At 60.2% G+C, this 20,051-nt stretch carries 19 protein-coding genes and 1 riboswitch; of the genes, 6 read left to right on the top strand and 13 right to left on the bottom strand.

The window, feature by feature from the left end; genetic code table 11:
* Window positions 1-20: 20 nt before the first annotated feature.
* Window positions 21-1,427 (bottom strand): adenosylmethionine--8-amino-7-oxononanoate transaminase, encoded by a 1,407-nt coding sequence (locus tag ACEN2T_RS23805; protein ID WP_032884084.1) that lies wholly within the window; start codon window positions 1,425-1,427, stop codon window positions 21-23.
* A gap of 272 nt (window positions 1,428-1,699) precedes the next feature.
* Between ACEN2T_RS23805 and ACEN2T_RS23800 the strand changes: the two genes are divergently transcribed.
* Window positions 1,700-2,251 (top strand): cytochrome b, encoded by a 552-nt coding sequence (locus ACEN2T_RS23800; RefSeq protein ID WP_032884081.1) that lies wholly within the window; start codon window positions 1,700-1,702, stop codon window positions 2,249-2,251.
* A 32-nt stretch (window positions 2,252-2,283) separates the two neighbouring features.
* The gene (locus tag ACEN2T_RS23795; RefSeq protein WP_032884079.1) at window positions 2,284-2,862 is read left to right on the top strand and encodes a YceI family protein; all 579 of its coding nucleotides are present in this window, start codon (window positions 2,284-2,286) and stop codon (window positions 2,860-2,862) included.
* 94 nt (window positions 2,863-2,956) lie between these two features.
* Here ACEN2T_RS23795 and ACEN2T_RS23790 read toward each other — a convergent pair whose 3' ends face one another.
* The 5 genes from ACEN2T_RS23790 to ahcY form a co-directional block, all read right to left on the bottom strand.
* Window positions 2,957-4,849: a DEAD/DEAH box helicase gene (locus tag ACEN2T_RS23790; RefSeq protein ID WP_032884076.1), complete on the bottom strand. Its 1,893-nt coding sequence runs from the start codon at window positions 4,847-4,849 to the stop codon at window positions 2,957-2,959.
* Window positions 4,850-5,070: 221 nt separating this feature from the next.
* Complete coding sequence (locus ACEN2T_RS23785) at window positions 5,071-5,862, bottom strand: substrate-binding periplasmic protein (RefSeq protein ID WP_032884074.1); 792 nt, start codon at window positions 5,860-5,862, stop codon at window positions 5,071-5,073.
* A 63-nt stretch (window positions 5,863-5,925) separates the two neighbouring features.
* Window positions 5,926-7,008 (bottom strand): hypothetical protein, encoded by a 1,083-nt coding sequence (locus ACEN2T_RS23780; protein ID WP_442117670.1) that lies wholly within the window; start codon window positions 7,006-7,008, stop codon window positions 5,926-5,928.
* Between the two features lie 83 nt (window positions 7,009-7,091).
* Window positions 7,092-7,937 carry a methylenetetrahydrofolate reductase [NAD(P)H] gene (gene metF / locus ACEN2T_RS23775; protein ID WP_032884515.1) on the bottom strand — a complete coding sequence of 282 codons (846 nt, stop codon included), beginning with the start codon at window positions 7,935-7,937 and terminating at the stop codon, window positions 7,092-7,094.
* Window positions 7,938-8,114: 177 nt separating this feature from the next.
* Entirely contained in the window at window positions 8,115-9,524 is a 1,410-nt protein-coding gene (gene ahcY / locus ACEN2T_RS23770; protein ID WP_032884071.1) for an adenosylhomocysteinase, read from the bottom strand.
* 21 nt (window positions 9,525-9,545) lie between these two features.
* Window positions 9,546-9,652: riboswitch (S-adenosyl-L-homocysteine riboswitch) on the bottom strand.
* 198 nt (window positions 9,653-9,850) lie between these two features.
* Between ahcY and ACEN2T_RS23765 the strand changes: the two genes are divergently transcribed.
* The gene (locus ACEN2T_RS23765) at window positions 9,851-10,255 is read left to right on the top strand and encodes an acyl-CoA thioesterase (RefSeq protein ID WP_032884068.1); all 405 of its coding nucleotides are present in this window, start codon (window positions 9,851-9,853) and stop codon (window positions 10,253-10,255) included.
* 77 nt (window positions 10,256-10,332) lie between these two features.
* On the top strand, window positions 10,333-11,220 hold the full coding sequence (locus tag ACEN2T_RS23760) for a formate/nitrite transporter family protein (RefSeq protein ID WP_032884067.1): 888 nt from the start codon (window positions 10,333-10,335) through the stop codon (window positions 11,218-11,220).
* Here the strand turns inward: ACEN2T_RS23760 and ACEN2T_RS23755 are convergent.
* Window positions 11,214-12,473 carry a cation:proton antiporter gene (locus ACEN2T_RS23755; RefSeq protein ID WP_032884066.1) on the bottom strand — a complete coding sequence of 420 codons (1,260 nt, stop codon included), beginning with the start codon at window positions 12,471-12,473 and terminating at the stop codon, window positions 11,214-11,216. The two genes, ACEN2T_RS23760 and ACEN2T_RS23755, sit on opposite strands and share 7 nt — an antisense overlap.
* Before the next feature lie 205 nt (window positions 12,474-12,678).
* On the opposite strand from ACEN2T_RS23755, the gene ACEN2T_RS23750 reads away from it, so the two are divergent.
* A complete protein-coding gene (locus ACEN2T_RS23750) occupies window positions 12,679-13,065 on the top strand; it encodes an MAPEG family protein (protein ID WP_032884065.1) in 387 nt (128 codons plus the stop codon).
* Window positions 13,066-13,122: 57 nt separating this feature from the next.
* On the opposite strand, the gene mltA is transcribed toward ACEN2T_RS23750, so the two are convergent.
* Window positions 13,123-14,310, bottom strand: coding sequence for a murein transglycosylase A (gene mltA / locus ACEN2T_RS23745; protein WP_179179789.1), 1,188 nt, complete (start codon window positions 14,308-14,310; stop codon window positions 13,123-13,125).
* Between the two features lie 128 nt (window positions 14,311-14,438).
* On the opposite strand from mltA, the gene ACEN2T_RS23740 reads away from it, so the two are divergent.
* Window positions 14,439-14,888 (top strand): c-type cytochrome, encoded by a 450-nt coding sequence (locus ACEN2T_RS23740; RefSeq protein WP_032884063.1) that lies wholly within the window; start codon window positions 14,439-14,441, stop codon window positions 14,886-14,888.
* 6 nt (window positions 14,889-14,894) lie between these two features.
* Here ACEN2T_RS23740 and ACEN2T_RS23735 read toward each other — a convergent pair whose 3' ends face one another.
* From ACEN2T_RS23735 to ACEN2T_RS23715, 5 genes are all read right to left on the bottom strand, one after another.
* Entirely contained in the window at window positions 14,895-15,290 is a 396-nt protein-coding gene (locus ACEN2T_RS23735) for a DUF1090 domain-containing protein (protein WP_095185109.1), read from the bottom strand.
* 67 nt (window positions 15,291-15,357) lie between these two features.
* On the bottom strand, window positions 15,358-17,022 hold the full coding sequence (ligB, locus tag ACEN2T_RS23730; RefSeq protein WP_442117669.1) for an NAD-dependent DNA ligase LigB: 1,665 nt from the start codon (window positions 17,020-17,022) through the stop codon (window positions 15,358-15,360).
* A 95-nt stretch (window positions 17,023-17,117) separates the two neighbouring features.
* Entirely contained in the window at window positions 17,118-17,468 is a 351-nt protein-coding gene (locus ACEN2T_RS23725; protein WP_032884059.1) for a DUF1090 family protein, read from the bottom strand.
* Window positions 17,469-17,682: 214 nt separating this feature from the next.
* A complete protein-coding gene (metK, locus tag ACEN2T_RS23720) occupies window positions 17,683-18,873 on the bottom strand; it encodes a methionine adenosyltransferase (protein WP_032884058.1) in 1,191 nt (396 codons plus the stop codon).
* 18 nt (window positions 18,874-18,891) lie between these two features.
* The gene (locus tag ACEN2T_RS23715) at window positions 18,892-19,887 is read right to left on the bottom strand and encodes an ArsR/SmtB family transcription factor (protein WP_032884056.1); all 996 of its coding nucleotides are present in this window, start codon (window positions 19,885-19,887) and stop codon (window positions 18,892-18,894) included.
* Window positions 19,888-20,051 lie beyond the last annotated feature (164 nt).

Here is a 20,051-nt window from a genome sequence, read left to right as displayed (position 1 = left end):
AAGAATTTAGGTAGGAACCATCAGCCCGGGTCGCGAAAGCCTGGGTGGAAGTCTTTTGGCACGGCGACGCTGACCTTGCTATTGGTCGCGATATCGATGCCTTCGCTGGCAACGGTGGCGAGGAAGTCGATCTGCTCCGGCGTAATCACATACGGCGGCAGGAAATACACCACGCTGCCCAATGGCCGCAGCAGCGCACCACGTTCCAGGGCATGCTCGAACACCTTCAAACCACGGCGCTCCTGCCACGGATAGGCGGTTTTGGTGGCCTTGTCCTGGACCATTTCGATGGCCAATACCATGCCGGTCTGGCGCACTTCCGACACATGGGGATGATCGACCAGGTGGGCAGTGGCGGTTGCCATACGCTGGGCCAGGGCCTTGTTGTTTTCGATGACGTTGTCTTCTTCGAATATATCCAGGGTCGCCAGGGCCGCCGCGCACGCCAGCGGGTTGCCGGTGTAGCTATGGGAGTGCAGGAACGCGCGCAGGGTCGGGTAGTCGTCGTAGAAGGCGTCGTAGACATCATCTGTGGTGACCACCGCCGCCAGCGGCAGGTAACCGCCGGTGAGGGCCTTGGACAAGCACAGGAAGTCCGGACGGATGCCGGCCTGTTCACAGGCGAACATCGTGCCGGTACGGCCGAAGCCCACGGCGATTTCGTCGTGGATCAGGTGCACGCCGTAGCGGTCGCAGGCTTCGCGCAGCAGCTTCAGATACACCGGGTGGTACATGCGCATGCCGCCTGCGCCCTGGATCAGCGGCTCGACGATCACGGCGGCGACGGTGTCATGGTTGTCGGCCAGGGTCTGTTCCATGGCCAGGAACATAGTGCGCGAGTGCTCTTCCCAGCTCATGCCCTCGGGGCGCAGGTAGCAGTCCGGGCTTGGCACCTTAATGGTGTCGAGCAGCAGCGCCTTGTAGGTTTCGGTAAACAGCGGCACGTCGCCCACTGACATCGCGGCGATGGTTTCGCCGTGGTAACTGTTGGTCAGGGTGACGAAGCGCTTTTTGTTCGGCAAACCGCGGTTGAGCCAATAGTGGAAGCTCATCTTCAGCGCAACTTCGATGCACGACGAACCGTTATCGGCATAGAAGCAGCGGGTCAGGCCTTCGGGGGTCATCGCGACCAGGCGTTCGGACAGTTCGATCACCGGCTGGTGGCTGAAGCCGGCGAGGATCACGTGTTCCAGTTGGTCGACCTGGTCCTTGATGCGTTGGTTGATGCGTGGGTTGGCGTGGCCGAACACGTTGACCCACCAGGAGCTGACAGCGTCGAGGTAGCGCTTGCCTTCGAAGTCTTCCAGCCAGACGCCTTCCCCGCGCTTGATCGGGATCAGCGGCAGCTGCTGGTGGTCTTTCATCTGGGTGCAGGGATGCCACAGCACGGCGAGGTCGCGTTGCATCCACTGGTTGTTCAAGCCCATCGGTGATCTCCTCGAAGCGGTCCTGCGAACGGCGCAGGCGAAACAATCGCGCAAGCCTATGCAATGGAGGCCTGGGTCACAAGCCATTGTGGGGAATTCGGAGTAAACGCGGGACGGACTGTCACGTTTGTTAGGGATAGTCCTTAATCCTTGGTTAACTTATTGTGCATACGCTCTAGATCGTATTTCTCGATATTTCAAAGCAAAATTTTCCGCTTTAATTCGATAGGTAAATCTCTAGTCTTGGGCGCAGCTCTTACGGGATTAAGTATATGCAGCTACGTAACTCACCGGCCCGTTATGGCTGGGTCAGTATGATTTTGCACTGGGGTGTGGCCCTGGTTGTGTTCGGTCTGTTCGCCCTGGGTTTGTGGATGGTTGGGCTCGACTACTACAGCGCCTGGCGTAAAGACGCGCCGGACCTGCACAAGAGCATTGGCATCACGCTGTTCGCCATCATGCTGGTGCGTATCGTCTGGCGCCTGATCAGCCCGCCACCACCGCCGTTGGCCAGTTACAGCCGCTTGACCCGCATCGGTGCCGCGTTCGGCCACGCGTTCCTTTATCTCGGGCTGTTTGCCGTGATGATTGCCGGATACCTGATTTCCACCGCCGATGGTGTCGGTATCCCGGTGTTTGGCCTGTTTGAAATTCCTGCCGTGGTTTCCGGTCTACCGGACCAGGCAGACAACGCGGGCTTGGTGCATTTGTACCTGGCCTGGGTGCTCGTGGTTTTCGCCGGCTTGCACGGCGTGGCTGCGTTGAAACACCACTTTATCGATCGTGATGCGACCCTCACGCGAATGCTGGGGCGCAAAGCCTGATGTTCAACCTCGACTCACAAGGAATATAAAGCATGTTGAAGAAGACCCTCGCCGCTCTGGCAATCGGTACAGCGCTGCTGTCTGCAGGTCAGGTGATGGCCGCTGACTACAAAATCGACAAGGAAGGCCAACACGCCTTCATCGACTGGAAAATCAGCCACCTGGGCTACAGCTACATCCACGGTACCTTCAAGGACTGGGACGGTACGTTCAGCTGGGATTCCGCCAAGCCTGAGGCCAGCAAAATCGCCGTCGACGTGAAAACCGCCAGCCTTTGGTCCAACCACGCTGAGCGTGACAAGCACATCGCCAGCAAGGATTTCCTGGACGTTGCCAAGTTTGCTGACGCCAAGTTCGTATCTACCGCTGTTAAATCCACCGGCGAAAAAACTGCTGACGTGACCGGCGACCTGACGTTCCACGGCGTGACCAAGCCTGTGACCTTCAAGGCTACCTTCAACGGTGAAGGCAAGGATCCATGGGGCGGCGAGCGTGCGGGCTTCAACGCCACCACTACGCTGGACCTGAACGACTTTGGCATCAAAGGCCCGGGCCCGTCTTCGCAGACTGTTAACCTGGACATCTCGCTGGAAGGTGTTAAGCAGAAGTAATTTCTGCCCACAGCAGGGCTCATTCGTTTTTGTTGAGTCCAAAAAAATGCCCCGTCTCGAAAGAGGCGGGGCATTTTTTATGGAGCTTTGAAACTCAGCGGTTGCGAGTCAGCAGCGCTGGTTTTTCACCACGAGGGCGGCCTGGCAGTTGATCCAACTGCTCAGGTGTCGGGAAGCGGTCAGCTTTCGACTCCTTGTGGATGATCTTCGGCGCTGGGCCACCGCGCGGGTTTTGCACGGCTGGCTCGGACGAACGAGGCTGGTCGTCACGGGCTGGGCGGCGGTTGTTGCTGCGCGAATCTTCGCGGCGGGCCTGGCCGTCTCGCGGTGCACCGCTACGCGGGCCGCTGCGTTTGGCAGGCGGGGTGCCGGTGGTGCCGCCGCTGCTGTTGCGCGGACCGTTCTGGCGCGCGCCCTGTGGCTGGCCGCCACGGGGTGCGCCAGTGCCGGCGCCGGCGCCCTGTGCTGGGGCACCTGGACGACGGCCACGGCCTTGGGCCGGTTTGGCCTGTGGCACGTAGTCGACGCGGTTACCGAAGTTATCCACGTCGTCGTCGAGGAACTCGTCCGGGGCACGGTCGGCTGCAGCGCGCGGCGGTTGGCTCGGCTGACGCTGTTCACGGGCCGGGGTACCTTCACGAGGCTTCTGCTCACGGGCTGGGCGTTCGCCACGGCCGTTGGTTGGCGCTTTTTCCTTGCCGCCTTTGTCTTTGCCTTTGTCGCGACGACCACCGCCACCACCGCCGCCGTTCGGGCCATCGCCCTTCGGACCGCGTGGGTTGCGTGGGTTACGCACGTCAGGACGTTCGCGCACTTCAGGCTTTTCGGCCTCTACAGCGCTGGCATCAAAGCCCATCAGGTCGCCGTCGGCGATTTTCTGCTTGGTCATGCGCTCGATGCTTTTCAGCAGTTTTTCTTCGTCCGGTGCAACCAGGGAAATGGCTTCACCCGAACGACCGGCACGGCCAGTACGGCCGATACGGTGCACATAGTCTTCATCGACGTTTGGCAGCTCGAAGTTGACCACGTGTGGCAACTGGTCGATATCCAGGCCGCGTGCGGCGATATCGGTCGCTACCAGGATGCGTACGCTGCCAGCCTTGAAGTCAGCCAGGGCTTTGGTGCGAGCGTTTTGGCTCTTGTTCCCGTGGATGGCGACGGCGGTGAGGCCGTGCTTGTCCAGGTATTCAGCCAGGCGGTTGGCGCCGTGTTTGGTACGGGTGAACACCAGCACCTGCTCCCACGCACCGTGGGTGATCAGGTGGGCCAGCAGCGAGCGCTTATGGCTGGCGGCCAAGCGGAAGACGCGTTGCTCGATACGCTCGACCGTGGTGTTCGGCGGCGTGACTTCGATGCGCTCCGGGTTGTGCAGCAGCTTGCCGGCCAGGGCGGTGATGTCTTGGGAGAACGTTGCCGAGAACAGCAGGTTCTGACGTTTGGCCGGTAGGCGGGCGAGGACTTTTTTCACGTCATGGACAAAGCCCATGTCGAGCATGCGGTCGGCTTCGTCCAGCACGAGGATTTCCACGTGGGACAAATCGACGCTGCCTTGGCCGCACAGGTCGAGCAAGCGACCAGGGCATGCCACCAGCACGTCAACACCACGGGACATGGCCTGAACCTGTGGGTTCATGCCGACGCCGCCGAAGATGCAGGCGCTGACGAACTTCAAGTCGCGGGCATACAGCTTGAAGCTGTCGTGCACTTGGGCGGCGAGTTCGCGGGTAGGGGTCAGAACCAGTACGCGTGGTTGGCGCGGGCCGTGACGCTGGGATTTGTCCGGGTGACCGTTGGGGAACAACCGCTCCAGAATCGGGAGGGCGAAGCCGCCGGTTTTACCAGTACCTGTCTGAGCCGCAACCATCAGGTCGCGACCTTGCAACACGGCGGGAATGGCCCGCTGTTGCACCGGAGTAGGCTCGGTATAGCCCGCTGCCTCGATGGCGCGGACTAAAGCCTCGGAGAGACCGAGGGAAGCAAAGGACATGAGTAATCCTGTTTTAGTTAGGGCTTGGCCCAAAGGGATAATCTTGCCGGGCGTGAATGGCGCTTAGGGGAGCGCAATCCCGTCCGGTCCTGCTGCGTCTGGCGGGCACTCCACCGGCTCGCGCGGGCTGAAAGCTGCGCAGTAGCGGGGTTGGGTGCCTTTTTCAAGACCTCAGCGGCCGGGCGTAAGCCTGGCGGGAAGGCCGGAGTATAGCAGAGCAATCACGGTGCGCCGCTTTCCTGCTGCTCAACGGTGTGTCCGGACGCCGTAATCGCTTCGAATCCACCATATTTGGCGCTCAATGCCGTGTAGGCCGGCTCCTGTTTGAAGCGTTTGAGCTCGGCGGCAAAGCGTTGCACCAGCAGGTCCATGCCTGCGCCACGACGTACGGCGAGGTACTGCTGCTGGCGGCTGACGACAACGGGGGCCTGGCTGACCTTGCCTTCCAGGCCCAGTGTCTTGATCACGTGCTGGCCAACCCGGCGGTCGGTGATCACAAGGTCGATGCGCCCCAGCAATAATTTGCCGAAGTTGGCTTCATGGCTGGGGGCCGGCTCGCGGTTGAATAAGGTGGAGTCGCTGAAGGGTAATCCGTACAGGTAGCCTGGCGACGTGCCGACTGTGAGGCCACGCAAGTCGTCGAGGCTTTGGACCGGATGCGGACGGTCGTTGGCGTAGAACATTACGAACTCCACTTCCGACAGCGGTTCGCTGGGGTACAGCAGCAGGGCGTCGCGGTCGTGGCTGTGGAAAATATCCAGCGCGCCATCCGCATGGCCTTGATCAAGCATGGCCAGACAGCGCTTCCAGGGCAGGAACTGCCATTGCACTTCGACCCCCAGGCGCTGGAATACGATCACCGTCGTTTCGTAATCCAGCCCGTGCATGGCGCCGTCTTCTTCATACACATAAGGCGCCCAGGGCTCGGTGACAATGCGCAGTTTCTCGCCGTAAGCGGCCAGGCTCAGGCAAGTGAAAAACGCGGCGATCAACAGCTTCAGAATGACAGGCATGCCCTGAGGTTACGACGCCCGTGCGTTAAAGAGAAGCTCTGGCTTAAGCTTCTGCGGGCCGCTCTATTTTGTGGGCGAGGTCATCAAGTGTTCATAGATGGCTGCGCGTCGCTCCCCCAGAATCAGGCGCACCACGGGGTTGGCGAACCAGTGTTCGAGTTGGTGTGCGTCCACCGGGCATTTCTGGCGTTCTTCCTGGTTTTGAAGGGCTTTTTCCCACCAAACTGGGCCGCAGGCCTTGTCGAATTCATTTTCGTGCTCGTAGCAGCCGTAGAGAATCTCACGGATGAACTGCTGCTTGCGCTTGGGCAGCGCCAGGGTGATCAGTTTGTACATCAGGCGCTGCAAGCGTGGTGGGCGGGGCAGGTGTGCGGAGACCTTGCGTGTATCGGCCAGGGCCTGGGTGCAGAGAGGGTCGGCGGCATGCTTGGTTACCCACGCCTTGACCTTGGCCCGGAACAACTGCTTGCGGCTCCAATAGTGATGGATCAGGTCCGGGCACTGGCGCACGTTGAGCGTGCGGTACGCGGCTACTGACAGGCAGAACTCTTCGAGGGTGTAGGCGCCGTGGGCCATGGGGAACAGCTCATCCATCAACTCGATCGAACGGTCCAGAATGTGCGCGTCTTGCCGGGTCAAGCCCATCACGCCTGAGTTGAGCAGCCACATATCATCGTCGGCGAGGCCTTTGTCGGTCAGGTATTTGGCCAGGGCTTCATACAGTACGCTTTCGCGGTTGTCGCCATACTTGGCCTGGAAGGCGTTGCACAGCACGGTGCCCGGTGTTACGCGCTCGAACAATGCCATGGGCGAGTCGTGGAAAAATGTATCGGTGTCGATCAGCAGCGCCAGTTCCGCCGTTTCCAGCACCTGACGCAACAGCACATGTTTGGTACGGAAATGGTAGCCGTGGGGTTCGCTCCAGCGTTGTCGCGTGGCGCTGTCCAATGTGTGGACCTGTACTGGCAAGCCACGGTACGGGGCCGGGTTGTCGCTGAACACTTGGATGTCTAACGGCATATCCTGAGGCCCGCCCAGTTGGGCAACGGCACTGGCGATGCTGAATACGGCTTCCTGATGGTAGGTCTCGGCGCCGAATACCAGGTAAATCAGCTGGGGGCGAGGAGTCGGGGACGCTGTATTCATTTACTGCTGGCTTCCTTTCCGGGGACATGTAGACGAAAAAAGCCCCCGTGATAACGAGGGCCGGGAACTGCTATTAAACCGGCTTAGCGTGGCAGTTTAAGGTTGTTCCAGATAGCGAGGCTCGGCTCAGCCTGGTTCAGGGTATAGAAGTGCAACCCTGGCGCGCCACCTTGTAACAAACGTTCACACATTTCGCTGATGACCTGTTCGCCGAACGCCTGGATGCTCTTGACGTCGTCGCCATAGGCTTCCAATTGCTTGCGCACCCAGCGTGGGATTTCGGCACCGCAGGCGTCCGAGAAACGTGCCAGCTTGCTGTAGTTGGTGATCGGCATGATGCCCGGCACGATCGGGATGTTCACACCCATGGCCCGTACGCGCTCGACGAAATAGAAGTAGCTGTCGGCGTTGAAGAAGTACTGAGTGATCGCGCTGTCGGCGCCAGCGTTGGCCTTGCGCACGAAATTCTGCAGATCGTCTTCGAAATTGCGCGCCTGAGGATGCATCTCCGGATAAGCCGCCACTTCGATATGGAAGTGATCGCCGCTTTCTTCACGGATGAAGCTCACCAGGTCATTGGCGTAGCGCAGCTCACCGCTGGCCATGCCCATGCCGGAGGGCAAGTCGCCGCGCAGGGCGACGATGCGCTGAATGCCGGCTTGTTTGTATTGGGTCAGCAGGCCGCGCAGGTCGTCCTTGCTGTCGCCCACGCACGACAAGTGCGGCGCGGCGGGAACTTTGACTTCGCTTTCCAGCTGCAACACGGTGTTGATCGTGCGATCACGGGTCGAGCCGCCAGCGCCGTAGGTGCAGGAGAAGAAGTCGGGGTTGTAGCTTGCCAACTGTTTGGCAGTCGCCATCAGTTTTTCATGCCCAGCATCGGTCTTGGTGGGAAAGAACTCGAAGCTGTAGCGACGGTCTTGGGACATGGTCATACCCTTTGAAACTCAGAAGCCGGAGTGTGTACACCGCCAATGTGGGAGCGGGCTTGCTCGCGAATGCGGTATGTCAGTGAAGAATAAGTTGACTGAAACACCGCATTCGCGAGCAAGCCCGCTCCCACATAAAGCCCGCTCCCCTTAAGATAGAGAGCGGGCACAGGCAAATCAGTAGCGGTAAGCGTGCGGCTTGAACGGGCCTTCGACGGTCACGCCGATGTAGTCGGCCTGGGTCTTGGTCAGTTGAGTCACTACGCCGCCGAAGCCGCGGACCATTTCCAGGGCCACTTCTTCGTCGAGTTTCTTCGGCAGTACTTCCACGGTCAGGCGCTCGGCTTTCTGGGCTGGCGACAGGTCGGCGTACTTCTGGCCGAACAGGAAGATCTGGGCCAGTACCTGGTTGGCGAATGAACCATCCATGATGCGGCTCGGGTGGCCGGTTGCGTTGCCCAGGTTAACCAGACGGCCTTCGGCCAGCAGGATCAGGTAGTCATCGTTCTGCGGGTCGAAATCGCCAGCGCCGGTACGGTGAACCTTGTGTACCTGCGGCTTCACTTCTTCCCATGCCCAGTTCTTGCGCATGAAAGCGGTGTCGATCTCGTTGTCGAAGTGACCGATGTTGCAGACAACGGCGCGCTTCTTCAGGGCTTTGAGCATGTTCGCGTCGCAAACATTCACGTTACCGGTGGTGGTCACGATCAGGTCGATCTTGCCCAGCAGGGCTTTGTCGATGCTCGCTTCGGTGCCGTCATTGACGCCGTCGATGAACGGCGAAACCACTTCGAAACCGTCCATGCAGGCTTGCATGGCGCAGATCGGGTCGACTTCGGAGACCTTAACGATCATGCCTTCCTGGCGCAGGGACTGGGAAGAACCCTTACCCACGTCACCGTAGCCGATCACCAGCGCTTGCTTGCCCGACAGCAGGTGGTCGGTGCCGCGCTTGATGGCGTCGTTCAGGCTGTGACGGCAGCCGTACTTGTTGTCGTTCTTGCTCTTGGTCACCGAGTCGTTGACGTTGATGGCCGGGATCTTCAGCTCGCCCTTGGCCAGCATGTCCAGCAGGCGGTGTACGCCGGTGGTGGTTTCTTCGGTGACGCCGTGGACACGGTCCAGGATCGCCGGGTATTTCTTGTGCAGCAGCTCGGTCAGGTCGCCGCCGTCGTCGAGGATCATGTTGGCGTCCCAAGGCGCGCCATCTTTGAGGATGGTTTGCTCCAGGCACCACTCGTACTCTTCTTCGGTCTCGCCTTTCCAGGCATAAACCGCGATACCGGCAGCGGCGATAGCTGCGGCGGCCTGGTCTTGAGTCGAGAAGATATTGCAGGACGACCAGCGTACTTCGGCACCCAGGGCAACCAGGGTTTCGATCAGCACGGCAGTCTGGATGGTCATGTGGATGCAGCCGAGGATCTTCGCGCCTTTGAGTGGTTGCTCAGCGGCGTACTTGCGGCGCAGACCCATCAGGGCTGGCATTTCGGATTCGGCGATAAAGGTTTCGCGACGGCCCCAGGCAGCGAGGGACATGTCGGCGACTTTGTAGTCGGTGAAATCTGCAGGCGTGTTGACAGCGCTCATGAAGAGCCTCCATTCGTAGTGTGCGAATGGGCGCCGTTGTGCGTTTAGTATCAGGCCAGGGGAATCAGGCCGGACAACGCCCCATCCGAGCCTGACAGGCCTAGCCTGCTGCAGCGCCCCTCGGACAGGTGGCGGGAGAACGGTATCAATCGAAGATGACCGTTTTGAAACGGGGGCGATTATAGCCGTGTGCGCCAGACTTCCCAAGCCTTTCTGTCGGCGGCATGAAGATCGTTCATGGGCTTGATAGGCAATGGCTCATAGAGCTTGGGCCTGGGCTCTGCCATGATGTCGCCCATCATTCGGCAAGACGCTTTGGAGTGACCATGAACTTCCACACCCGCAAATGGGTAAAACCTGAAGACCTCAACCCCAACGGCACCCTGTTCGGTGGCAGCCTGCTGCGCTGGATCGACGAAGAAGCAGCCATCTACGCCATTGTCCAACTGGGCAACCAACGGGTGGTGACCAAGTACATCTCCGAAATCAACTTCGTCAGTGCCTCGCGCCAGGGTGACATCATCGAACTGGGCATCACCGCCACCGAGTTCGGCCGCACCTCCATCACCTTGACCTGTGAAGTGCGCAACAAGATCACCCGCAAGAGCATCCTCACGGTTGAGAAAATGGTCTTCGTCAACCTCGGCGAAGACGGATTGCCGGCGCCTCACGGGCGTACCGAGATCAAGTACGTCAAAGACCAGTTCCAGGACGACGGCGTCAGCGAATAATCCTGCGTCGGACCAGTGAACGCTATTGATCGGCCATAGGTCGTACCTGAACACCGCCCCCCCGTTCAGGTATCGCCATGGCCACGCAACAAGACGGCAAGACCCCCAACTTATCCCAGGAAGAGCAACAGGACGTCGACGACAACCAGCCGCCCCGCGCTGCGGTCCTGCATGAAATTATCCGCACCCAGGGAGATCAGGAGCTGGAGCGCAGTGTTGCCGCTTTGTGGTGGTCGGCACTGGCGGCCGGACTGACCATGGGCCTGTCGCTGATGGCCATGGGATTGCTCAATTCACGTCTTCCCGAGGGTGAAGCCTTCAAGGTGATTGCCAGCTTCGGCTACTGCGCGGGATTCCTCGCGGTAATCCTTGCGCGGCAGCAACTGTTCACCGAAAACACCCTGACCGCGGTGCTGCCGGTGATGAGCAAGCCGACCTTTGGCAATGCCGGGCGCCTGTTACGGCTGTGGTCGGTGGTGCTGGTGGGTAATCTTTGCGGCACCCTGTTGGTGGCGTATGTGATGCTGCACTTGCCGATCTTCGACACAAAGACCGACCAGGCCTTCCTGGAAATCGGGCGCAAGATCATGGAGAACGACACCGGCCAGATGTTTGCCAAAGGCATCGTCTCCGGCTGGATGATCGCCACCATGGTGTGGATGATCCCGTCGATGGAAAGCGCCAAGATGTGGATCATTATCCTGATCACCTACCTGATGGCGCTGGGGGATTTCACCCATATCGTGGTGGGGTCTGCGGAAGTGTCTTATCTGGTATTCGCCGGCGAGTTGCCGTGGAAGGATTTCTGGCTGGTGTTTGCCGGCCCGACTCTGGCCGGCAATATCATCGGTGGCAGCTTTATCTTTGCCTTGATCAGCCATGCGCAGATTCGCAGTGAAGGCAGCTTGCCGGGTAAGAAGGCTGCGGACCCAAGGCATCCGCAACCTATCGACAAGGATCAGTGAGCGTCAGGCGTGGCCTGGGGGTCGTCCCGGGTCACGCGTTTGACCAGTTTGCCGATGCTCAAACCCTGCAGCAGGATCGACGACAGCACCACGATGTAGGTGATGCTCAGCAGCAGATCGCGCTCCGGCCCCAGTGGCAGGGCCAGCGCCAGTGCCACCGAAACCCCGCCGCGCAAGCCGCCCCAGGTGAGGATACGGATGGTGCCGCGCGGCACGGTACGCCAGCGGCGCAGCAGCAGGATCGCCGGGGCCACAGTTAGCAGGCGTGAGAGCAGGATCGCCACTGCCAGCAAACTGGCCGCGAATACGTGCAGCCAATTGAACGGCAACAGCAGCAATTCCATGCCGATCAGCGCAAACAGCAGAGCGTTGAGCATGTCGTCGAGCAATTCCCAGAAACCGTCCAGGTAGCGACGGGTCATGTCGTTCATCGCCAGCTTGCGCCCGAGGTTACCGATGATCAGCCCGGCCACCACCATCGCAATCGGGGCGGAGACGTGCAGCTCGGTGGCCATCGCTGAGCCGCCGATCACCAGGGCGAGGGTCAGCATGACTTCGATCTGGTGCTGTTCGATGCTCTTGATCATCAGGTAGACCAGATAGCCGATCAGCCCCCCGAACGCCACGCCGCCAACGGCTTCATGGACAAACAACATGGCTGTGGCGCCCACGGTAGGCGTCTCGCCCAATTGTGCGATGCCCAGCAGCACGGTAAATACCACCACCGCTGTACCGTCGTTGAACAGCGACTCGCCGACGATGGTGGTTTTCAGCGGTTTCGACGCATTGGCGGTTCGCAATACACCGAGTACCGCAATCGGGTCCGTGGGCGAGATGAGTGCGCCGAACAGCAAGCAGTAGAGGAAGCTCACGTGCCAGCCGAACAGGGCAAAAATGTAGTACGCCAGACTGCCGATCACTACGGTGGCGATCAACACGCCGAAGGTTGCCAGCAGGCCGATGGGCCAGCGGTAGCTGCGCAGATCGTTGAGGTTGACGTGCAAAGCGCCGGCGAACAGCAGGAATGACAGCATCCAGTTCATCAGCAAGTCGCCGAAGTCGATCTGGCCGATCAGTTGCTGGATACGCTCCTCAAGGCCTGGGTAGCCGAGCACGCTCAAGCCTTGCAGGATCAGGGAAAATAGCAGGGCTGTGACCATCACCCCGATGGTGGGCGGCAGTCCGATAAAACGGAAGTTCACATAGGTGAGCAGGGTGGTGAGGCAAATGAAGGCGGCGACAAGTTCAAGCATCCGGGGTCCTTGGAGTGGGAAAGATCAGTCATGAGTGGGTGGATGGACCGCCGCAGCGGCCTGAGGTTGCAGGCAGGGCGCAAAACACCGGTAGAACCTTTTGGCGTGTGGCGGCTCATAGCGGTGGGTGCGGCTTGCCAGAATTGGTGCTAAAACTCTAATTTCTGTTTCAAATTAAAAATAGAAAACTAAAAGGGAATCAGTGATGACGGTAGCTTTCTGGTGTGTGTTGATCGCAATTTTCTTGCCTTACCTGTGCACAGGGTTGGCCAAGTTCAGTCAGGGCAAGTTCGGGCCTCGGCAGAACCATGACCCTCGCGCTTTTCTGGAGACTCTCGATGGGTTCGCTCGGCGCGCCCACAACGCCCAGCTCAACAGCTTTGAAGTCACCCCGGCATTTGCGGCGGCGGTGATTATCGCGCACCTGGCGGGTACGGCCGAACTGGTGACCATCAATGTACTGGCCGTGCTGTTTATCACCAGCCGCCTCTTGTACATCATTTGCTACGTGGCCGATTGGGCGATCCTGCGTTCACTAGTGTGGTTCGTGGGCATGGCGTTGATTGCGAGTTTCTTCTTTGTCTCGATCTGAGCCGTGACGCAGATCCACTTGTGAGGGGCGGCAAGTCCAACCGCCCCCACAGTTGATCTAGAGTATCTCCGGCACCTGCGGCAACGCTGCGCCCTTGGGCCATAGCATCCAGATTTGCCCTTGCTGCTTCATGTTTCCCGCCAGCTCACCTGCCGCATCGCCGGTGCCCCAGAACAAATCCGCACGCACCTCACCGGTAATTGCACCGCCGGTGTCCTGGGCCGCGACCGGTCGAACGATCGGCGAACCATCGGGCTTTGTCGTCGACAGCCACAGCAGGCTGCCCAGCGGGATGACTTTGCGATCCACCGCCACGCTGTAGCCAGCGGTCAACGGCACGTTCAGCGAGCCACGTGGGCCTTCGTTGCTGTCGGGGCGAGCACTGAAGAATACGTAGCTGGGGTTGCTCGCCAGCAGTTCCGGGATTCGCTCCGGGTGCGCCTTCGCCCAGGCGCTGATGGCGCCCATGGTCACGTCTTCTTTTTTCAACTCGCCTTGCTCCACCAGCCAGCGGCCGATAGGGCGGTAGGGATAGCCGTTCTGGTCGCCGTAACCGACGCGCAGTTGGCGCCCGTCTTTCAATTGAATGCGGCCTGAACCCTGGATTTGCAGAAATTGCAGGTCCATCGGGTTGGTCAGCCAGGCGATCGGCTTAGCTGTGGAGCCTTGGCCGTTGATGGCGCTGGCATCGTCATAAGGCTTGAGCACGCGACCTTCAAGACGACCGCGCAGGCGCTTGCCTTTCAGTTCAGGATAAATGCTTTCCAGGTTGACGATGATCAGGTCATCCGGCACGCCATACACCGGCACGTGGGCGGTGGCAGTCTTGGTCAGGCTGCCGGGGTAGACCGGTTCGTAGTAGCCGGTGATCAAACCGTTAGGGGTGTTGTCGGACGAGCGCAAGCCGAACACATCCAGACGCTCCTTGAGAAAACCTCGCACCGCCACAGCATTGCCCGGCACACTGGCCGCTGCCGCGCAGGTCGCGCCCCATACAGGGTCGGTCTTCAGGCGCTGGCAAGCACTGCGCCAGGACTCAAAGCCGGCCAGCAGGTCGCTGTCGGACACCGCCGGCAGTGCTTCCCAAGGTGCGTTTACATAGGTGGCGACGGCGTGGGGTTTGGCAACTTCATCTTTGGCCGTGTCTTTGCCGGTGTCCTTGCCCGCGTCGCAGCCGGCCAGCAGCGCAATCATCGGCAGAGCCCATGCCAGGCGGCGGCTCCAGGGTTTCAATGTGAGACTCATACATGTAATTCCTGAAACGGTTGCCCGCGCCGTAGCGCCGTTGGGCAACCCTTATTATTAATAGGGCTATTGGTCTTTGCGGGTGGGGCGAGGATACTGGCCGCCGTTTCCCGTGACCCTGAGCCACCATGACTTTTAAAAAATTGACGGTTGTATTGTTGGCCTGCCTGGCAGTGTCTGCCTGCGGCGGTGTTGATCCGAATTCGCCCTTGGGCCAGCGCAAGGCGATCTTCAAGCAGATGCTCAAGACCGGCGAAGACCTGGGCGGCATGTTGCGCGGACGCATTGCGTTCGACGGCGCGAAATTCGCTGAGGGCGCGGTCAAGCTCGATGCGTTGTCCCATGAACCTTGGAAACACTTTCCGAGCGTGCGCGAGGAAGATCACACCAGCGCCAAGGATGACGTGTGGCAAAAACAAGCGCAATTCCAGCAGTTGGCCCGCGACCTGGAGGCGGCCACCGGTGAATTGGTGATCGCCAGCCAAGTGCAGCCCTACAAGGCCAGTAACCTTTCCCCTGCCGTACAGAAAGTCGAAGATGCCTGCAGTGCCTGCCATAAACAGTTTCGGGACCACTGACCGGTTTTACTGGTCAAGTTCTTCCACGGCGTCCTGCAGTTCCTTGCGGGACTCGGCAAGTTTGTCCTTACGCTTGTTGATCTTCTCCGCGTCGCCCTTTTTCATTGCCTTGTCGAGGTCCGCCTGACGGCGGCTGACGTCGTGCTTGGCGTCAAGCACCTTGTTTTCCCGCTCCTTCCTCAGCGAGGCGTCGGTGCAATTGGCGGTGACTTCGCTCAGGGCTTTTTCCAGGCCGGCTTGTTGGTCGCTGTTGCCATGGGCCTTGGCTTGTTCGATCTGGGTACTGATGGCTTGGCGCTTAGCGGCGCAGCCGGTGAGTTGGGTGGCTTCTTCGGCGGCCAGCAGCGGCGTGGCCATGAAGCTTGCGACGGTCAGCAGGGCAAAAGGGGCGAGGAATTTCATGTGGGGCTCCAGATTCGCAAAGGGCAGGGTGAATTCTGCGGTGGTTTAAAGGTGGCTGGGGGCGCGTTCAAAACCCGTCTATTCCGGCCACACGTAATGTTTCAGCTAAGGACTGTACCTGCGGGTCGCGAAAAAAAGCGCTCAGTTGCGCTGCACGAGCCGGACCTATGCCATCGATCTCCAACCAGGCCTGGGTGTCTCTGGCAACCAGTGTCTGCCAGTTTCCTTCCAGGTTGCTGCGGGCCGCAGGCGGCACACCCAAGGCTTTTAGCCATTGTGCAAAGGGTCGTTGCCGAGCGCTGTGAAGGCTGTCGAGCAGTCGGGTGCGGCTGCGCTCACCCAAGCCATCAATGTTAGCAAGCTCTGCCGCATCCAGGGTTAACCAATCGAGAAAGCCTGCGATTAGACCGGCCTGGATCAATACGTTCCACGTCTCGCGCCCCATGTGCGGTAACGCCAGGCCCTGGTTGCTGCTCAGCCAGGTCAGGCGTGCGAGCAACTGTTCTTCGCAGCCTGGGTCCAGTTGCCAGCAACTCAGGGCGTGAAAGTCTCGCGGGTCGGGCACTGGCAGGTCGATCCGCGTGGGATTGCGCAGGATCACGTGGTCCAACCGAGGGATCACCTGGCCCGCCAGGCTGATGGATACTTGGTCGCCAGGGCGAATATCCAGCGCTTGCCAGTGTTTCAAGGAGCCGACGCTGACCCGGCGGATCTGCCGATCGTCCAGCCGCACCGGCTCCAACTCCAGAATGGGGGTGATGCGCCCCGTGCGGCCGATCTTGAACTGCACCTTGCGTACCAGAGCCAACGCCTTGGAAGTCGGGTACTTCCAGGCGACCGCCCAGTAGGGGGCGCTGACTTGCCAGCGTTTGCCGGGCGCTCGTGATGTTTGGTGCAGCACCACTCCATCACTGGCGAAGGGCAGTGAGTGGTTGTACCAATACATGCGCCAGTGCGCGGCTTCGGTGAGAGTTCGGATGGGCTGGCTGTAACGCAGGCTGTCGGTGAAACCCCATCGTGCCAGGGTGGCCAGGCGCTCGGTAAATACGCTTGGGCCGTCCGGCCAGGCCCAGACAAACAGGCCTATACCAGCGGCGTCGGCGTCACTCAGCTGTCGACGGTTCATCAGGCCAGCCACCTTGCTGCGGGCATTGAGCCCACCAGTGGTCGATTGCACGTGGTCGTCCAAGCGCCAATAGAGCTCGCCTTGCAGTACCACGTCGATAGGCTCCGGCAGTTGCTGGACAATGCCGGGGATCCTGCGGGCGGAAGCGGACCAGTCCTGACCAAGTGCGCCATCGCCGCGGCTGATCACTTGCTCCAGCCGGCCCTGACGATACACCAGCGTCACTGCAACCCCGTCGACCTTGGGTTGAATCCACACGTCTTGTCGGCTATCGAGCCAGGCACCGACGGCCTGTTCATCCAGCAGTTTTTCCAGGCCGGTATGAGCAACGGGATGCCGGAAGGTGCCCCGAGCGCCGGCCAGCGGGTTGTCAGGTTTTGCGAGGGTTTGAGGGAAGCACTGGCGCCAATGGGCCAGGCGCTGGCGGGCTTGGTCGTAGAGTTCATCGTGGACGGGTGATTGGCCGAGGCGGTGGTAGCTGTCGTCCCACAGACGGACCTGTTCGGCCAGGGTGTCGACCTGGGTTCTGGCCTCATCGGTACAGGCTTCGGCCCATGCAAAAAAGGGCAACGCGCTGAGTGACAGAGCAATCAGTAAACGCATCATGAGCATCCTTGCTCGGAAAGGGTGCCCAGCCTAAATGAACCTCCCGGCCACAAAAAAGCCCCGACAGTGCGGGGCTTTTTACCGGGTGTTTCTGCTTACTTGAACAAACCGCCCAAGGCTTTCACGGCATCCGGCTTGTCAGCCTTGGCTTCCTGGGTTTGCTGCTTGGCATCGGCTTTGGCCTGGGCTTCAGACAGTTTGTCACAACCTTTGTTGATCTGGTCTTGCGCCGCTTTGAAGGCCTTCACTTTGAAGGTGTCTTTGCTGGCTTCGGCCGCATCGATCTTGGTTTGCAGGTCTGCGGCTTGCTTCTGGCAGTCGCCGGAGTTACCGCCACCCAACTGGGAGCTCAGGGCGCCACTCAGTGCGCTCAGGTCGGCGGCGTGGGCCGGCAAGGCGAACAGGCTGAGCAGAAGGGCAGCAGGGGCGAGCGTGGAGATGCGCATGAAAAACCTCAATGTTCGATTGCCTGCGCGCGTGTCTATCCCGGGCTGGCGCAGGGCAATATCCAAATAAGGTAGAGGGCCCGAGAGGGCGCGGATTCTAGAGGGCCATCATTGGGCCTGCAAGGTTTGGATCCAAAAAATGTGAAGGTGATCGCGCAGGCAATAAAAAACCCTGCCGGGCGAACCCGGCAGGGCTTTTGGGTGCAACGCGTGCTTACAGGCCGGCGGCGGTGCGCAGGTCGTTGGCGCGGTCGGTTTTTTCCCACGTGAAGGTGGTGAAGGTGTCGTCGCCGACGGTCTTCTGCTCCGGGGTGCGGCCGAAGTGGCCGTAGGCTGCGGTTTCCTGGTACATCGGGTGCAGCAGGTCGAGCATGGTGGTGATCGCGTAAGGGCGCAGGTCGAAGATCTCACGCACCAGCTTAACGATCTTGTCGTCGCTGATCTTGCCGGTACCGAAGGTATTCAGCGAGATCGACGTAGGCTGGGCCACACCAATGGCGTAGGACACCTGGATCTCGCAACGTTCGGCCAAGCCGGCAGCAACGATGTTCTTGGCCACATAACGACCTGCGTAAGCGGCCGAACGGTCAACCTTGGACGGATCTTTACCGGAGAACGCGCCGCCGCCGTGACGAGCCATGCCGCCGTAGCTGTCGACGATGATCTTGCGACCGGTCAGGCCACAGTCGCCCACCGGGCCACCGATGATGAACTGGCCTGTCGGGTTGATGTGGAACTGGGTGTCTTTGCTCAGCAACTCGGCCGGCAGTACGTGCTTGACGATCAGCTCCATCACGCCTTCACGCAGGTCGGCGTAGGACACGTCCGGGTTGTGCTGGGTCGACAATACGACAGCGTCGATACCGACGACTTTGCCGCCTTCATAGCGGCAGGTCACCTGGGACTTGGCGTCCGGGCGCAGCCATGGCAGCAGGCCGGATTTGCGGGCTTCTGCCTGGCGCTGTACCAACTGGTGCGAGAAAGTGATCGGTGCAGGCATCAGCACGTCGGTTTCGTTGCTGGCATAGCCGAACATCAGGCCTTGGTCGCCGGCACCCTGGTCTTCCGGCTTGGCACGGTCGACACCCTGGTTGATGTCTGGGGACTGCTTGCCGATGATGTTCATCACGCCGCAGGTCGCGCCGTCGAAGCCGACGTCTGAGCTGGTGTAGCCGATGTCGGTGATCACGTCACGGACGATCTGCTCCAGGTCAACCCAGGCGGTGGTGGTCACTTCGCCAGCGATGATCGCTACACCGGTTTTCACCAGAGTCTCGCACGCCACACGGGCGAACTTGTCTTCAGCAATGATGGCGTCCAGCACCGCATCAGAAATCTGGTCGGCGATTTTGTCCGGATGCCCTTCAGACACGGACTCGGAGGTGAAAAGGGAGTATTCGCTCATCTCGATGTTTTCCTGATATTACCGATGGTGAGTGTCGCCAGCCGGTCGCTGAAAATGGCGAACCTGGATCTGGAAACCATTACGTAAGCCTACATAGAGGCTTTCCCCGGGAACGAGCCCCGCAGCGGTGGCCCAACGGGCCAGATCGTCCTGTTCAAAACCCAACCAGAGATCACCGCAGGCCTCCCTGGCCCAATTCTGGTTGTGGCTGCATAAATCCGTAACCAACAGGCTACCGCCGGGGTGCAGCAACCCGGCCATTTGCTTTAACGCGTCGGCGGGGGCGGCGAAATGGTGCAAGACCATGTTCAGCACCACGCAGTCGGCTTTGATCTGTGTGCCGCTCAAAGCGTCAGCCAGTTGCAGGGTCACATTGCGCAGCGATTCACGCTCGCACAACTGGCGCGCCAGTTCGAGCATCGCCGGGCTGTTGTCCAGCGCGGTTACCTGATGAAAGCGGCGCGCCAACTCCGGCAGAAAACCGCCGTCCCCAGGCCCGACTTCCAACGCGGTCGCCTCATCACTGAAGCTCAGCTTGTCCAATAGCGCCAGCACGCTGTCGCGGTACTGCGGCAGGCCGGCGATCAAGTCTTGCTGCGCGCGAAACTTCTCAGCCACCCGTGCGAAAAAATCCTGACTCGCCGCTGCGCGTTGCCCGTGAACCTGGCCGATACGCGACTGTACGTCGGTTGGCAGGCTCAGGTTGTCGACTTCTTCGAGCAGGGAGGCGTGCAGCTTGCCGCCGAGCAGGTCGGTGTGGGGCAGGGCGCGGCGGTAAAAAATTGCATTGCCTTCGCGGCGTGTGGCCACTAGGTCGGCCTGGGACAGCACCTTCAAATGGTGGCTCATGCCGGACTGGCCGATGGCGAAGATCTGCGCCAGTTCCAGTACGCCGAAGGAATCGTTTGCCAGTGCGCGCAAGACGTTCAGACGCAACGGGTCGCCAGCGGCCTTGCACAAGGCTGCCAGTTCATCGCCGTCGTCGGGACGCAGTGAGGGCACGGGTAGATTCATAAGGGCAGCAGTCTAGTGACGGGTGGATATCCTCGCAAGGTCAATATCAAAAAGTTTTGATATTGATCGATAAGTGGCGGTTATAAGCAGCCGCTATAACTTTTAGACGAACAAGTAGGCGGTCAATGCAGGCGATTGCCGCGCAAAGCACAGGAAAAACAGCC

It is taken from the genome of Pseudomonas sp. W22_MBD1_FP4 (assembly GCF_052113765.1).
GTDB classification, from domain to species: domain Bacteria; phylum Pseudomonadota; class Gammaproteobacteria; order Pseudomonadales; family Pseudomonadaceae; genus Aquipseudomonas; species Aquipseudomonas sivasensis.
This window is presented reverse-complemented; position numbering and strand designations above follow the sequence as displayed.

Coding starts and splice junctions, on each gene's coding strand:
- ACEN2T_RS23805 (WP_032884084.1), bottom strand. CDS start 1,427: ATGGGCTTGAACAACCAGTGGATGCAACGCGACCTCGCCGTGCTGTGG.
- ACEN2T_RS23800 (WP_032884081.1), top strand. CDS start 1,700: ATGCAGCTACGTAACTCACCGGCCCGTTATGGCTGGGTCAGTATGATT.
- ACEN2T_RS23795 (WP_032884079.1), top strand. CDS start 2,284: ATGTTGAAGAAGACCCTCGCCGCTCTGGCAATCGGTACAGCGCTGCTG.
- ACEN2T_RS23790 (WP_032884076.1), bottom strand. CDS start 4,849: ATGTCCTTTGCTTCCCTCGGTCTCTCCGAGGCTTTAGTCCGCGCCATC.
- ACEN2T_RS23785 (WP_032884074.1), bottom strand. CDS start 5,862: ATGCCTGTCATTCTGAAGCTGTTGATCGCCGCGTTTTTCACTTGCCTG.
- ACEN2T_RS23780 (WP_442117670.1), bottom strand. CDS start 7,008: ATGAATACAGCGTCCCCGACTCCTCGCCCCCAGCTGATTTACCTGGTA.
- metF (WP_032884515.1), bottom strand. CDS start 7,937: ATGTCCCAAGACCGTCGCTACAGCTTCGAGTTCTTTCCCACCAAGACC.
- ahcY (WP_032884071.1), bottom strand. CDS start 9,524: ATGAGCGCTGTCAACACGCCTGCAGATTTCACCGACTACAAAGTCGCC.
- ACEN2T_RS23765 (WP_032884068.1), top strand. CDS start 9,851: ATGAACTTCCACACCCGCAAATGGGTAAAACCTGAAGACCTCAACCCC.
- ACEN2T_RS23760 (WP_032884067.1), top strand. CDS start 10,333: ATGGCCACGCAACAAGACGGCAAGACCCCCAACTTATCCCAGGAAGAG.
- ACEN2T_RS23755 (WP_032884066.1), bottom strand. CDS start 12,473: ATGCTTGAACTTGTCGCCGCCTTCATTTGCCTCACCACCCTGCTCACC.
- ACEN2T_RS23750 (WP_032884065.1), top strand. CDS start 12,679: ATGACGGTAGCTTTCTGGTGTGTGTTGATCGCAATTTTCTTGCCTTAC.
- mltA (WP_179179789.1), bottom strand. CDS start 14,310: ATGAGTCTCACATTGAAACCCTGGAGCCGCCGCCTGGCATGGGCTCTG.
- ACEN2T_RS23740 (WP_032884063.1), top strand. CDS start 14,439: ATGACTTTTAAAAAATTGACGGTTGTATTGTTGGCCTGCCTGGCAGTG.
- ACEN2T_RS23735 (WP_095185109.1), bottom strand. CDS start 15,290: ATGAAATTCCTCGCCCCTTTTGCCCTGCTGACCGTCGCAAGCTTCATG.
- ligB (WP_442117669.1), bottom strand. CDS start 17,022: ATGATGCGTTTACTGATTGCTCTGTCACTCAGCGCGTTGCCCTTTTTT.
- ACEN2T_RS23725 (WP_032884059.1), bottom strand. CDS start 17,468: ATGCGCATCTCCACGCTCGCCCCTGCTGCCCTTCTGCTCAGCCTGTTC.
- metK (WP_032884058.1), bottom strand. CDS start 18,873: ATGAGCGAATACTCCCTTTTCACCTCCGAGTCCGTGTCTGAAGGGCAT.
- ACEN2T_RS23715 (WP_032884056.1), bottom strand. CDS start 19,887: ATGAATCTACCCGTGCCCTCACTGCGTCCCGACGACGGCGATGAACTG.